The 14,076-nt window shown below is 73.7% G+C and carries 11 protein-coding genes; 3 read left to right on the forward strand and 8 right to left on the reverse strand.

All coding sequences use genetic code 11. The features are described from left to right. Positions 1 to 86 precede the first annotated feature (86 nt). Both E4N63_RS12155 and E4N63_RS12160 read right to left on the reverse strand, forming a co-directional pair. Positions 87 to 770, reverse strand: a complete 684-nt coding sequence (locus tag E4N63_RS12155) for a GNAT family N-acetyltransferase (RefSeq protein ID WP_230240632.1) — start codon at positions 768 to 770, stop codon at positions 87 to 89. A 185-nt stretch (positions 771 to 955) separates the two neighbouring features. After that, complete coding sequence (locus E4N63_RS12160) at positions 956 to 2,965, reverse strand: gluconate:H+ symporter (protein WP_230240633.1); 2,010 nt, start codon at positions 2,963 to 2,965, stop codon at positions 956 to 958. A gap of 370 nt (positions 2,966 to 3,335) precedes the next feature. Here E4N63_RS12160 and E4N63_RS12165 point away from each other — a divergent pair, with 370 nt between their 5' ends. Further along, positions 3,336 to 4,040: a FadR/GntR family transcriptional regulator gene (locus tag E4N63_RS12165; protein WP_125626902.1), complete on the forward strand. Its 705-nt coding sequence runs from the start codon at positions 3,336 to 3,338 to the stop codon at positions 4,038 to 4,040. 81 nt (positions 4,041 to 4,121) lie between these two features. Here E4N63_RS12165 and leuE read toward each other — a convergent pair whose 3' ends face one another. Together leuE and E4N63_RS12175 are read right to left on the reverse strand one after the other, a co-directional pair. Further along, positions 4,122 to 4,877, reverse strand: a complete 756-nt coding sequence (leuE, locus tag E4N63_RS12170) for a leucine efflux protein LeuE (protein WP_230240634.1) — start codon at positions 4,875 to 4,877, stop codon at positions 4,122 to 4,124. 219 nt (positions 4,878 to 5,096) lie between these two features. After that, positions 5,097 to 6,695, reverse strand: a complete 1,599-nt coding sequence (locus E4N63_RS12175) for a methylmalonyl-CoA mutase (protein ID WP_125626904.1) — start codon at positions 6,693 to 6,695, stop codon at positions 5,097 to 5,099. Between the two features lie 968 nt (positions 6,696 to 7,663). Between E4N63_RS12175 and E4N63_RS12180 the strand changes: the two genes are divergently transcribed. Beyond that, a complete protein-coding gene (locus E4N63_RS12180; RefSeq protein ID WP_230240635.1) occupies positions 7,664 to 7,903 on the forward strand; it encodes a hypothetical protein in 240 nt (79 codons plus the stop codon). Between the two features lie 1,168 nt (positions 7,904 to 9,071). Here E4N63_RS12180 and E4N63_RS12185 read toward each other — a convergent pair. The 4 genes from E4N63_RS12185 to E4N63_RS12200 form a co-directional block, all read right to left on the reverse strand. Beyond that, entirely contained in the window at positions 9,072 to 9,767 is a 696-nt protein-coding gene (locus E4N63_RS12185) for an RNA polymerase sigma factor (protein WP_230240636.1), read from the reverse strand. A 484-nt stretch (positions 9,768 to 10,251) separates the two neighbouring features. Next, positions 10,252 to 11,589: a hypothetical protein gene (locus E4N63_RS12190; RefSeq protein ID WP_230240637.1), complete on the reverse strand. Its 1,338-nt coding sequence runs from the start codon at positions 11,587 to 11,589 to the stop codon at positions 10,252 to 10,254. Further along, a complete protein-coding gene (locus E4N63_RS12195) occupies positions 11,586 to 12,224 on the reverse strand; it encodes an RNA polymerase sigma factor (protein ID WP_125624875.1) in 639 nt (212 codons plus the stop codon). Before E4N63_RS12195 ends, E4N63_RS12190 begins: the two co-directional genes overlap by 4 nt. Positions 12,225 to 12,319: 95 nt before the next feature. Next, positions 12,320 to 12,835, reverse strand: a complete 516-nt coding sequence (locus E4N63_RS12200) for a hypothetical protein (protein ID WP_125624873.1) — start codon at positions 12,833 to 12,835, stop codon at positions 12,320 to 12,322. 427 nt (positions 12,836 to 13,262) lie between these two features. Here E4N63_RS12200 and E4N63_RS12205 point away from each other — a divergent pair, with 427 nt between their 5' ends. Further along, complete coding sequence (locus E4N63_RS12205) at positions 13,263 to 13,922, forward strand: HhH-GPD-type base excision DNA repair protein (protein WP_230240638.1); 660 nt, start codon at positions 13,263 to 13,265, stop codon at positions 13,920 to 13,922. The last annotated feature ends 154 nt before the right edge of the window (positions 13,923 to 14,076 follow it).

Consider the following 14,076-nt stretch of genomic DNA (forward strand, 5'->3'; position numbering starts at 1 on the left):
AGGAGCTGTGCCGGGGAGGAGGCGCTACGCAGGGCGGCGCGGTCCCCGACCTTCACGACCGCTTCGGCGGCGCGGGCCGCGGCCCTTCATCCCGTCCCGCTGAAGGGGGCGGACTCCCGGGGCAGGCCGAGGAGTTCACGGCACGGTTCCAGGCCGTGGACCTCCACCGGAACGGTGCGGCGGGCCTCCCAGCCGGCGCGGTCCAGACGCATTCGGCGCAGGGTCCGGGCCTCCCCCCGTACCGCCAGCACCGTCTCGCCGTCCGGGCGGTAGCCGCACTTCCGGGAGACGGCGATCGACCGCGGGTTGTCCGTCATGGCTCCCGTGGTCATGGCTCGGGCACCCAGCCCCTCGAAAGCCAGGTGCAGCACAGCGGCACGCATCTCGGTGCCGATGCCCTTGCCCTGGTGGGCCATACCGAGCCAGGAGCCGGTCTCGCCCTCGCGCGTCACGGCGAAGTCGCTGGTCACCATGTCCTGCCGGCCGACGACTCGGCCGTCACAGAGCACCGCGAGACTCAGCGTCCACTTGTCGGGGCTCCACTCCGCCACGGTGCGCAGCACGTGCTGGAAGGTGGAGCGGCCGCGCTCCTCGGGGGTTCCGTCCGTCCACGGGAAGGAGAACGGCATCTCCGCCGGGTCGTGCACCCCGTCCGCCGCTACGGCGGCCAGCGCGTCCAGCAACGCGATGTCCGGGACGCGCAGTTCAAGGCGCGGGGTGGTGATGCGCAGTCCGTAGAGCGGCCAGTAGTGCGAGTCGCGCGTTTCCATGACGGAATCCTGCCGGACGCACACGGGCCCGTCGAAGGCATTACGGCCGGGCCGGGCAGGGCCGGGCCGGGGACTGGGCCGGGCGCCGGAGCCCGCCGGCCCCGGCCGAGCCACCGGGCTCGCCGGGACCGGCGGGGCCAGGCTCGCCGGGCCGGACAGACAGGACTGACTGACGGGAACTCCCGTCAGACGACCATCCAGAAGCCCAGCGCGATCACGAAGGCCGAGAGGCCGAGCGTGGTCTCCATCACCGTCCAGGTCTTCAGCGTCGTCTTCTCGTCCATCCCGAAGAAGCGGCTGACCAGCCAGAAGCCGGAGTCGTTCACATGCGACAGCACCGTCGCCCCCGCCGCGATGGCGATGACTATGAGCGCGGTCCGGAAGTCCCCGAGATCGGCTTCGGCGACCGCGCCGGCGATGAGACCGGCGGTGGTGGTCAGGGCGACCGTCGCCGAGCCCTGCGCCACGCGCAGCAGGGTGGCGATGACGAACGCCTGGACGATCAGCGAGATACCGAGATCGGCGAGGGAGCCGCTCAGCGCGTCACCTATGCCGCTGAGCCGCAGGACGCCACCGAACATGCCGCCGGCTCCGGTGATCAGGATGATGGAGCAGATCGGCCCCAGGGCGTCGTCGAGGATCTTGGTGACCTCTGTCATCCGGGCCCGAGGCCGGCCGAGGACGGCGATCGCGACGAGCACGGTGATCAGCAGGGCCACCGGGGTGTGCCCGAGGAGGCTGAGGAACGCGGCCCAGCTCTCGCCCTCCTCCAGAACTCCGGTCACGGTGAGGGTGTCGAGGACGGTGTCGAAGGAGATCAGGACGAGCGGCACCAGCAGAAGCAGCAGGACGGTGCGGAAGGACGGCGGCTTCCGGTCCATCCGCGCCGCCGCATCGGAGCCGGTGCCGTCTCCGGTCTCCTTCTCGCCGTCGCCCGCTCCCTGCCCGCGCCCGTCGTTGACCTCACCGAACAGCGCGACGGGCACGGAGACGTCGATGCGCGCCCCGAGATAGCGGGAGACCAGCAGGACACCCACGTACCAGGACGCCACGGCGACCGGGATGCCGACGAGCAGGATGACGCCGACGCTGCCGCCGAGCGCCTCGGCCGCGGCGACGGGGCCCGGGTGCGGCGGGACGATCGCGTGCATGGCCGCGAAGGCACCCGCGGCGGGGAGCGCGTACAGCAGCAGGGAGCCGCCGAAGCGCCGGGCCACGGTGAGGATGATCGGCAGGAAGACGACCAGACCGGCGTCGAAGAAGATCGGGAACCCGAACAGCAGGGCGGCGACGCCGAGGGCGAGCGGGGCCCGTTTCTCCCCGAACCGGCCGATCAGGGTGTCGGCGAGCACCTGTGCTCCGCCGGTGACCTCCATCAGCCGTCCCAGCATCACGCCGAAGGCGACGAGCAGGGCCACCGAACCCAGCGTGCTGGAGAAGCCGAACATCATGGCGGCGGGGATGTCTACGAGCGGGAAACCGACGACCAGGGCCGTCAGAACGCTCACCAGGACGAGCGCCACGAAGGCGTGCAGCTTCACCTTCATGATCAGGAACAGCAGCAGGGCGACGGCTCCCGCCGCTATGAGCAGCAGGGTGGCCGTGCCGTAGGCCGGGTCAATCGCTTCCATGAGAACGCTCCATTGGATTCTCCGGTGTCTCTGTGGGGAGGGCGGGGGAACGGGTGGTGCGGGCAGGGCGCGGAGGGCCGCGGCCGCGCGGGCGGTGATCTCCTCCGGCTCCGCGGTGACGGACACCGTGACGCCCTGCTCGTCCTCCCGCAGCGGTTCGAGCGTGGCGAACTGGGAGTCCAGCAGGGCCCCGGGCATGAAGTGGCCCCGGCGCTGTTCGAGCCGCTGCGCGATCAGGTCGCGGTCGCCCGCGAGATGGAGGAAGAAGAGTCCGGGCGCGGCGGCGCGCAGCCGGTCGCGGTAGGCCCGTTTGAGGGCGGAGCAGCTGACGACCCCGCCCTTGCCGGTACGGCCGTGCGCCCAGGTCCCGATGGCGTCGAGCCAGGGTTCGCGGTCCCGGTCGTCGAGCGGGATGCCGGCGCTCATCTTCTCGATGTTGGCCGGGGGGTGGAAGTCGTCCGCCTCGGCGTACGGGACGCCGAGCTCGTCCGCCAGGAGCCGGCCGACGGTCGTCTTGCCCGTGCCGGACACACCCATGACGACCACGACGTGGGGGGTGGGCATCACTACCTCGCTGTCTCTGCCGGTTGGTCGGTGGCGGTCGGTGACGATCGGTGACGGACACCGGTACCGGCCGTCTCGCCGGCCGTCCCGGCGCTGCGGCCGGCGCCGCCGGCCGTCACCGGATCGCGCCTGTCCGCCATCCCTGCCCGGCGGCACGGTGCCGCAGTACTGCCGGGCAGCCGCGGTCCGGTGCCGGGGAGAGGTCCGCGGACCGCTTCCGCCGTCCGGCGCCGCAGCACACTCAAGCTCATATGTATGACGTATTCAAGAGTTCGTCATCTAAAAGACATACTTAACTTGAGAGCGCCAACCGAGCCGTAGGCTTGCTTCCACTCGGTGGAGTGATCCGGACACGGGGAGACGCAGACGCATGACCAGCGGCAAGGAGCGGGGACTGCACGCGAAGCTGCTGGCGACGCTCGGCCCCGCGATCGCGTCGGGTGAGTACCCGCCGGGCACGGTGCTGCGCACGGACCAGCTCGAACAGCGCTTCGACGTTTCGCGGACCGTCGTCCGGGAGGCGGTGCGCGTACTGGAGTCGATGCGGCTGGTGGAGTCCCGGCGCCGGGTGGGGGTCACCGTGCGGCCCACAGAGGAGTGGAACGTCTTCGATCCCCAGGTGATCCGCTGGCGGCTGGCGGGCACCGACCGGCCGCGGCAGCTCCGTTCGCTGACCGTGCTGCGCTCGGCGGTCGAACCCGTCGCCGCCGGACTGGCCGCCCGGCTGGCGACGGCCGAGCAGTGCGCGGAGCTCACCGGGCACGCGCTGGGCATGGTGGCGACCTCGCGCGGCGGGCAGCTGGAGTCCTATCTGGTGCACGACGTGGCGTTCCACCGCGTCGTGCTGCGGGCCTCGGGCAATGAGATGTTCGCCAAGCTGGGCGACGTCGTGGCCGAGGTGCTGACCGGCCGCACCCAGCACCGGGTGATGTTCAGCGACCCCGACCCGGCCGCCGTCACCCTGCACGTCCAGGTCGCGGAGGCGGTACGGGCCCGGGACGAGGAACGCGCGGAACGGCTGACCCGGGAGATCACGGTCGGCGCCATGGCCGAACTGGACGTGCTGGCGCCGTAGTTCACGCCGCCCGAGTCCGAGTCCGAGTCCGAGTCCGATCCCGAGTCCGATCCCGGCCTCGGGCCCGAACCCGGGGCCGCGTCAGCCCGCGGCGCTGCTGAGGGACAGCTTCACCGCGAAGCCCAGGAAGAGCGCGCCCGCGGCCGAGGTGACACCGGCGGAGAGCCGGCTGCGGCTGCGGAACCGCTCGGCGATCCGGCTGCCGCCCAGGATCAGGGTGGTGAGGTACAGGAAGCTGAAGAGGGTGCAGAAGGTGCCGAGCAGCAGGAACGACAGCGCGGGATGGGCATAGCCCGGGTCCACGAACTGCACGAAGAAGGAGACGAAGAACAGGATCGCCTTCGGGTTGAGGAGACTGATCACCAGCGCCCGGCGGAAGGGCCGCTCGGCCGGGGCGGCGGTGCCGGTCACAGTGCCGTCGCCAGTGCCAGTGCCAGTGCCGGTGCCTGCGGTGGCGATACCGGCAGCACCGGTCGCGGTGCCGGTCGAGGCGCCCGCCGTGCTCCCCGGAGCATCCCCTTCCCGTCGCTGCCGCTTCCGCCACATCCCGGCGGCGGCGCGCAGCATGCCGACCGCCAGCCACGTCAGATAGCCGGCGCCCGCGTACTTCACGATGCTGTAGAGCAGGGCGTTGGCCTGGAGCAGCGAGGCGACACCGGCGGCGGACAGCAGCATGAGCACCGCGTCCCCGCAGAAGACCCCGCCCGCCGCCGCATAACCGCGCCGCACCCCGCGGCGTGCGGCGACCGATAGCACGTACAGGCTGTTGGGCCCCGGCAGCAGGATGATCAGGGCAAGTCCGACCAGATACGTCGGAAGATCGGTGACTCCCAGCATGAGCGGAGTTTCGCACACAAAGACGGTTGCGCGTCAGGCGGATCCCGGGTGCCGGATGCCACCGCAGGGCGGCCCGCCGAACGCCCGGGCCCCGGCCCCGCCCCGACCCCGGAGCCGGGCAGTCACGCAACCGGGACATGACCCGGCCGGGACCGTCCCCCTCGCCCGGCGGGACGGCCCCGGCCGCGTCATGTCGTGTCGATTCGTGTCGCAGCGGGATCAGAACGCGTCCGTGGGGACGTACGCCCCCCAGACCTCCCGCAGCGTGTTGCAGACCTCGCCGACCGTGGCCTTTGCCGCCAGCGCCTTCTTCATCGGGTAGAGGACGTTGTCGGTGCCCTCGGCCGCGGCCCGCATCTCGGCCAGCGCCGCGTCCACCGCGTCCTGGTCGCGCTCCGCCCGGAGCTTGGCGAGCCGCTCGGCCTGCTGCGCCTCGATGGCCGGGTCCACACGGAGCGGCTCGTACGGCTCCTCCTCGTCGAGCTGGAAGCGGTTGACGCCGACGACGACCCGTTCGCCGCTGTCCGTCTCCTGCGCGATGCGGTACGCGCTGCGCTCGATCTCGCTCTTCTGGAAGCCGCGCTCGATGGCGTTGACCGCGCCGCCCATGTCCTCGACCTTCCGCATCAGCTCCAGGGCCGCGGCCTCGACCTCGTCGGTCATCGACTCCACCACGTAGCTGCCGGCGAACGGGTCGACGGTGTACGTCACATCCGTCTCGTAGGCCAGAACCTGCTGGGTGCGGAGCGCCAGCCGCGCCGACTTGTCGGTCGGCAGGGCGATGGCCTCGTCGAAGGAGTTGGTGTGCAGCGACTGGGTGCCGCCGAGGACGGCGCCCAGGCCCTGCACGGCGACGCGGACCAGGTTCACCTCGGGCTGCTGCGCGGTGAGCTGTACCCCGGCGGTCTGGGTGTGGAAGCGCAGCATCAGCGACTTGGGGTTCTTGGCGCCGAACTCCTCCTTCATCACCCGCGCCCAGATCCGGCGCGCGGCGCGGAACTTGGCGACCTCCTCCAGGATGGTCGTCCGGGCGACGAAGAAGAACGACAGCCGGGGCGCGAAGTCGTCCACGTCCATACCGGCCGCCACGGCCGTGCGGACGTACTCGATGCCGTCGGCCAGGGTGAACGCGATCTCCTGCGCGGGCGAGGCACCGGCCTCGGCCATGTGGTAGCCGGAGATCGAGATGGTGTTCCACTTCGGGATCTCGGCCCTGCAGTACTTGAAGATGTCCGCGATCAGCCGCAGGGAGGGCTTGGGCGGGAAGATGTAGGTGCCGCGGGCGATGTACTCCTTGAGCACGTCGTTCTGGATGGTGCCCGTGAGCTTGTCCGCCGGGACGCCCTGCTCCTCGCCGACGAGCTGGTAGAGCAGGAGCAGCAGCGCGCCGGGGGCGTTGATCGTCATGGACGTGGACACCTTGTCCAGCGGGATGCCGCCGAACAGGATCCGCATGTCCTCGATCGAGTCGATGGCGACACCGACCTTGCCGACCTCACCGCTCGCGATGGGGGCGTCGCTGTCGTGGCCCATCTGGGTCGGCAGGTCGAAGGCGACCGACAGGCCCATGGTGCCGTTGGCGATCAGCTGCTTGTAACGGGCGTTGGACTCGACGGCGGTGCCGAAGCCCGCGTACTGGCGCATCGTCCAGGGGCGCCCGGTGTACATCGTGGGGTAGACACCGCGGGTGAAGGGGTACGAGCCGGGCTCGCCGAGCCGCTCGTCCGCGTCCCAGTCCTTGAGCGAGTCCGGCCCGTAGACCGGCTCGATGGGCAGCCCGGACTCGGTCATTCGCTTCTTGCCGGACTCGCGCGCCATGTTCGCCTTGCCTCCTGTAGAGCGGGTGGGGTGCCGCCGCCCGGTACTCACCGGTAGTCGGTTGGGTCCGCCACGGACTGTAGCGGCGCGGCGCACGTGCCGTGGAGGCCCGCACGCTGGGACCTTGCTCACAGAGACCAGCATGGGCTCATCCGTGCGGCGACGCAGGCGGAGCGAAGGGCCACGGACGGGCCGGACCACCGCGGGAGGGTTCCGGCCACCACCGGGCAAGACCGGACCGACGGCAGCCACGGGGCCCTCGCTTGCCTGCCGTCCCGCGGTGGCCCGGCGCGCCTTCGTACCCGTCCGAGCCGGTGCGTTCGTACTGCTTCGGGCCGGGTTGTCGTGCCGCGATCCGTGGACCCAGCGGGATGGGCACATTTTTTCGGCGTCAGGTGTGACGTTTTTCGACCGGGGGGCGCAGTTAGAAGTGAGCCGACTGGTCATCGGCGGCACGTGAGCCCGGGTTCCCCCCGTACCTGAGGCTCCGTGCATGGCGCGGGCGGGGCACGTTCCCCCGGCCCTGCCCGCGCCCTCTCTTCTCCCCGGCCCCTCTCTTCTCCGCGGGCTCCCGGGACCACCGGTCTCCACGGTCTCCTGGGACAACCTCTCCACGGCCCGTCGCCTCGGCCCCGTACTCGCCGCGGCGCAGTCGGTCGCCCGCACGCCGTCGCGTCCCCGCCCGCGTCCCCGCCCGCGTCGCCGCCCTGTCGCCCTGCCGCCCTGTCGCCCTGCGGTAGTCGGGGCGCCGTCCGGCCAGGTCCGCCCGGCAGCGGCCCGATGACGGGCGAGGTCTGCCGGGCCGAGGCCGCGGACGGCCGGCGCAGGGGACCGGCGGAAGCCGGGGTGACGGTGAAGGGGACGGAGCCAGAGGCGGCGGGGCGGCGGGCCTCCGGGGACCGGGGGCGGGGCCGCGCCCGGTGCCGATCCGCGTCCGGTGTCTAGCCGGCGTCGGGGAAGCCGCTGCCGTGGGGGCGCCTTCCGGCCTGCCGGACGGTGAAGCGTGCGACGCGGAGCCGGCCGGGGCGGCGTCCCGCTCCGTCGCCGACCCGCCCGAACGGCCGTTCGCAGAGCGGCTGTTCGCCCGGCCGTTCCCCTGGCCGCTCTCCTGGCTGTTCGACTGCGTGATTCCCCGCGTGCTGCCCTGCCCGTTCGACTGGCTGCTCGCCGTACCGCCGGCCGGGCTGTTCGCCTGCTTGTTCCCCTGACCGCTCGACCGGCTGTCCCGGTGGCCCCCACGGCTGCGGCCATCACGGCCGGAGCGGTCATCGCGAGCCGGACGGTCCTCGCGTCCGGCGCGGGACCTGTCACGCAGGGTCCGGGGCCGGTCCGCGGTGTCCCCGCGGTCACCGGCCCTCTCTCCGCCGTCGTGGCCGCTGCCGGGGCTCGACGGGTTTCCGGTGCCGGGGCCGGCACCGGTGTACGGGTCGGCCGGGGAGCCGGAGCCCGGCACCGCGCCCGAGCCCCCGGGATCCGTCCCCTTGCCGGAGCGCGTGTCCGAGCCGGAGCCCTCGCGGGAGCCCCCGGCATCGTTGTCGTCCGTGGTGTTCAGCAGCCGCGCGCAGTAGTCGCCCGCCGCCGCGGGTCCGCCCGCGGCGGCTTCGAGCCGTTCGCGGGTCTTCCCGTCGAGTGTGTCCGCCGTGTACTTCCGGCAGAGCACGATCGCGGCCCCGCGGGTTCTCTCGTCGCCGAAGCCGGGGTGACCGGGTATACCGTCCAGCGTGCCGTCCTCGCCGTCGCCGGGCCGGTCCTGTTGTTCGCCGCCCAGGCCCTTCGTGCCGCCGTGGCCCCCGGTGCCGGGGCTCTTCTCGCCGTGCTCGTTGGGTTCGTGGCCGTCGCCCGGCGACTCGCCGTCCGTACCGCCCGCACCGTGCCCGGGGGTGGAGGGGTCGCTGCCGGTGCCGGGAGCGCTGCCGGTCGGCCCCGGCTCGACGGAGTGGTTGAACGGTGTCGGGAGCACCCCCGTGCCGGCGGCGACCGCGACCCCTCCCAGGGCGCAGCCCGCCAGCGCCGCGGCGATGCCCGCGCGCAGCGGCCGCCCCAGGGACGTCCGACGGCCGCCCCCGGCGGTGGTGCGGGGCAGACGGAACAGGGAGCGGCCCCGGGTGCCGGGTCCCGCGCCGTGCGCCTGCGCGCCGGGGGCCGTTTCGCGGAAGGCGGCCAGGACGACGGCCTCCGAGAGGAACGCGCCTTCGTCATCCGTGCCGGCCGGCAGCCGGGCCGGGTCCGCCACGCACTGGAGGGCGGCCGAGAGTCTTCGGGCCCGCTCCCGCGCCGGGCCGTCACCGGCTCCGGCGCCCGGCACGTCGAGGGGCTCGCCGCGCAGCAACCGCTCCGCGGCGTCCTCGTCGAGCCAGCTGTAGCGGTTGTCGGCCATCACATGTCCTTCTGCGTCCGCACATACGTTTCCGTCACACCGGCCGCCGCCGTATCACTTCTCGGGCCGCGCTGCGGAGGCACGCCGTCCAGTCCGCCCTGGTGTGCGGGACGCTCGCCGACGGCCGGGACGCCGTCGGCGGCCGCCGTCTCGTCGAGGAGTTCGGCGAGCCGCCGCAGGCCCCGGTGGGCGGCCGTGCGCACCGCGCCGGCGCGCTTGCCCAGCACATGGGCCGCGCTTTTCGCGTCCAGCCCCACGACGACCCGCAGCACCACGGCCTCGGCCTGGTCCTGCGGGAGCTGGGCGATGAGCCGGAGCGTGCGGCCGGTGCCGAGGGCTTCCAGTGCCTCGGAGGCGGTGTCGGCGTCGGCCGCTCGGTCCGCCAGTTCGGTCTCGTCGCCGCTGACGGCGGGGCGCCGGCCGCGCATCCGGATGTGGTCGAGCGCCCGGTTGCGCGCGATGCGCGCGGCCCAGCCCCGGAAGCGGTCCGCGTCGCCGCTGAACCGGCCCAGGTCCCGGGCTATCTGCAGCCAGGCCTCGGATGTCACGTCCTCCGAGTCGGGCTCGCCGACCAGTGTCCGGACATAGCCCAGCAACCGCGGGTGCACGGCGCGGTAGACAGCACGGAAGGCGGTCTCGCTTCCGTCCTGTGCCGCGTGCACTGCGGCGGTCAGCTCCGCGTCGTCCCCCAGCACGCTTTCATCCTGCCTGACTATTTCCGGACTTCCGACATCAGGTCCCGGAGACACGGCTCCGTGAACCCGCCGGACGTTCCGGTGGCGGTACGGCCTCTCCGGGCCGCAGGTCATGTCGCGGAAGTGCCCCGGCGAGTGCCACTCCCACGAACGCTACGGGTAGTTGCGCGTTCCAGTCCACGGCCGGGTTCCATGGACGGGATCACGCCACGGGCCGCGGGCGGCCGGCCCGGCGGTGGGCCGGGCGGGCCGGGCCGGACGGCACTGTGACACAAATCGCTCGGCCGGCGCTGAAGGGAGTACGGACCCCGACGGGTCCTCCAGAACGACGGCCGGGGTCTCTCCTGTGGGGGGTGGCGACCCCGGTCGTCCTCTTTTCCGGGATGCCGCTTTTCCGCGGTGCCGCTTTCCGGGGTGCCGCGGTCCCTGCCGGGTCGCGTCCCGCGCCTCGTCCCGCGACGGGCGGTGGCTGCGGGCCTGCCGCTCACGCATCACCGCCACCGCGTGCGGGGGCGCCGCCGTCCCCGGGCTCTCCCGGGCCGCCCCGGTCCCGGCGGCGGCGGGGAGGGCCCGTCCGCCGGCCGGCCCTTCTCTCGCGGGCTTCGGCGGCGGTACCGGACCTGTCGGCGTTGCCGGCCCGGAGGAGGTCCCCGTCACCGCCGGCCCCTTGGGCACCACCGGCATTGCCGCGCTCGCGGGCGTTCGCGCCTCCGTTGGCGTTCGCGCCTCCGTTCGCGTTCGCGCCTCCGTTGGCGTTCCCGCCTCCGTTCCCGTTGCCGTTCCCGCCGCTGTTCGCGTTGCCGTTGGAGCCCCCGACCGCGTTGCCGCGGGAGGTGCCGCTCGTGGTGTCGTTGGCGCTGCCGCCACTGTTGGCGTTGCTTCCCGCGTTCTCGCTGCCGCCGCTGTTGGCATTGCCGGTGCCGCCGCTGTTGGCATCGTTGCCACCACTGTTCGCGTTGTTGCCGCCGCTGTTCGCGTTGTTCCCCCCGCTGTTGGCGTGTCCGGTGCCGCCACTGTTGGCATTGCCGGTGCCGCCACTGTTGGCGTTGTTGCCGCCGCTGTTCGCGTTGCCGTTCCCGGCGCTGTCACCGGCCGTTCCGTTCTCCGCACCGCCGGTGGCACCGGGGCCGGTGAGCCAGTCGCAGTAGTCGCCCACCCGGTTCTCGCCGCCCGCCGCCGCGGCGAGCCGTTCCCGGGCCTCCGGGCTCAGCTGTTCACCGGTGCCCTTGCCGCTGCCGCCGCCCTTCGCCTTGTCGTATGTCCGGCACAGCTTCCGCAGGGCCTTTGCGTCCTTCTCCGCGGCGCCGTCGTCGTGGCGGTCCCGGCCGTCGGGTCGGGAGCCGTCCGGCCCGCCCGGTCCCGGCTGCCCCGGGCTCTCCGTACCGTCTCCTCCGGGCCGGGAGCCGCCGGGCTCGTCCCCGGAGACGAACGGCACCGGGAGGACTCCGGTGCCGGCGGCCACCGCCACGCCGCCGAGCATGAGCCCGGCCACGACGCCGCCGACCACCGCCTTCGCCGGGCGGTGCCGCGCCCACAGGCCGGCCAGTCCGCGCTGCCGCCCCGGCCGCCAGTCGTCCTGCGGGCGCGGCTCCGTACCGGCTGTCCCCGGGACGCGGGCGGCGCGGAAGGCCGCCAGGGCGGCTTCCTCGTGGATCCGGGCGCGTTCCGGATCGCCCGCGGCGGGACGGGCCGCCGCCGCCAGCAGCCGGTCGAGGTCGGAGCCGGCGGCGCCTCCCGCGACACCCGAGGGCTCACGGTTCAGCAAACGCTCCGCCTTCTTCCGGTTCACGCTGCTCCCGTCGGGGTGTCGGTGCCCGCTCATTCCACTTCCCCAAGCGTCCGGGAGGCGGGAGTCGTCACGGACCGGCCCCCCGCCGACGCCCGGTCCGCGAGTTGCCCGGCCAGTCTCTTGAGCCCCCGGTACGAGGCGGTGCGGACCGCGCCGCTGCGTTTGCCCAGCACACGGGCGGTCGCCGGGCCGTCGAGGCCGACGACCACCCGGAGCAGCACCGCCTCGGCCTGGTCCCGCGGCAGTTCGGCGACCATCGCCAGGGCCTCCTCGGTCGACAGGGTCTCCAGCGCCTCCCGTTCGGTGTCCTGACGGCCCGGCAGCTCCAGCACGTCCTGCTCCAGCAGGGCGGTGCGCGGACGGCTGCGCTGCCGGCGCAGATGGTCCAGGGCGCGGTGCCGGGCGATGGTCGCCGTCCAGCCCCGGAAACCGTCGCCGTTGCCGCGGAACCGGCCGAGGTCCCGGGCGATCTCCAGCCACGCCTCGGCGGTCACGTCCTCGGCGTCGTCGCCGACCAGGCCCCGTACATAGCCGAGCAGCCTCGGCTGAACCAGCCGGTAGAGCAGGGTGAATGCCTCCTCATCGCCGTTCTGGGCGCGTTCGACGGCTTCCCCGAGCCCTCCGTCGTCACCCTGCTGCGTACGTCGGCGCTCCCCACGCTTGCCCACGCTGTCCTCTTCGTCCGCCGCTGTCACGCATCCGGGCACTGGCCCGCCCTCTGGTCACGCGGGCCGGACTGCTGATTCACCCGGAGGTGACATCCTCACGCCCCGGCGGCCTGGATGCCGAGCTTTTCCAGGACTTCGTGGAAGAGCTTCTCGACATCCGGGTCCGGTTCCGCGCTGAGGACATCGGCCAGGCGCCGGGAGTCCACCGTACGCCCGGCCGCCGCGGCCCACCCCGCGGCACGGGCGGCGGCGCCCGCCGGGGAGGGGAAGACGTCGTCCAGCACGATCTCGTTCTCGCCGACGTGCCGGGCCAGCGCGGTCCGTCCCAGGCAGGCCGTCCAGGAGCCGCGGACCGGACCGGCGCCCTCCAGAACGGCGCAGTCGCCGTCCATGACGTACGCCAGCAGGGTCGGAGCGCCGGTCTCCCTCGCCAGGGCGCCGGCCACGTCGTCGAGGTCGCCCAGCCCCGGCTCGCTCGGGTGCTGCCACAACTGCCAGCCGTCGGCGAAGGTTTCGGCCAGTTCCAGCCGTTCCCGGCCGGGCGCGAGCGTGGAGCACTCCGCCAGTTCGCGGTCGCTCCTGCCGACGACTAAGTAACCCCAGAAACCCATCGTGATCTCCCTCCGTGGCGGCCCGTCCACCGGCACCAGCGCAAACGGAGTGGCAAACGTCACACCGGCCCCCGGGTGCGGACGCTGTGACGTTCCGCGGACACGCAGCGCTGAACGGGTAGGACGGCGCCGGTGATTCGGGTGTGATGCCGCACGGCGCCGCCGGCGGCGGCGCCGGCCGCGGCCACCGGGCAGCCGGGCGGGGTTCCGCCCGGCGGGGCGTGCGGACGCCGTGACGGTTTGCGGAACCGGGGCTCACTCTCCGGCACCGCGCACGCCGGTCCGCCCCTCACAGGGGAGGGGGCGGACCGGCGTTCCCACTCCGCCGCGCCCGGGGAGCCCGGACCGCCCCCGGTCCCGTGCCGCTCGGGCCGCCGGGCGGGCGTGTCGGCGGGCGGCCGGCGGCCCGCGGCCGGACGATGACCGGATGGACGACATCACCCTGCGCATCGCCCAGCAGCCGGAGGCCGACGCCCTGCTCGCCCGCAGCCCGCTGGCCGTGCTGGTCGGCACGCTGCTCGACCAGCAGGTCCCGATGGAGTGGGCGTTCACCGGCCCGTACACGATCGCGCGGCGCATGGGGGGCGACGACCTGGACGCGCACGAGATCGCCGCCCGCGACCCGGAGTCCTTCGCGGCGCTGCTCTCGGAGAAGCCGGCGGTGCACCGCTACCCCGGTTCGATGGCCAAGCGCGTGCAGGAGCTGTGCCGCCATCTGGTCGAGCACTACGACGGGGACGCGGCGGCGGTGTGGCGCGGAGCCGGGAGCGGGGCCGAGCTGCTCCGGCGGCTGGAGGAGCTGCCCGGGTACGGCAGGCAGAAGTCCCAGATCTTCGTCGCGCTGCTCGGCAAGCGGTACGGGGTGCGGCCGGAGGGCTGGCGGGAGGCGGCGGGCCCGTACGGCGAGGAGGGCGCCCGCCGGTCGGCCGCGGACGTCACCGGACCCGGGTCACTGGCCGAGGTCCGGGCCTTCAAACAGGAGACCAAGCGCGCCGCGAAGGCCGCCAAGTCGGCGAAGGCCGCCGGCACCGGCGGCACCGGGCCCGGCACGCCGGACCGGACGGTCAGGCGCCCCCGGCAGCCCTGAGGCCGCGCCGGCCCGGGCAACCCGTTCCGGCGGGCGCCCGGCCCGCACTCACCTCGGCTCGGCGGGCGCCCGGACCCCGTCCGCCGCCCGGGCCGCGCCCATCTCAGCCCGGCAGGCCCCCGGACCGCGTCCGCCGCCCGGCCGCTGCGACCCG

The sequence above is a fragment of the Streptomyces sp. MNU89 genome (genome assembly GCF_020982505.1).
Classification (GTDB): Bacteria; Actinomycetota; Actinomycetes; order Streptomycetales; family Streptomycetaceae; genus Streptomyces; species Streptomyces xinghaiensis.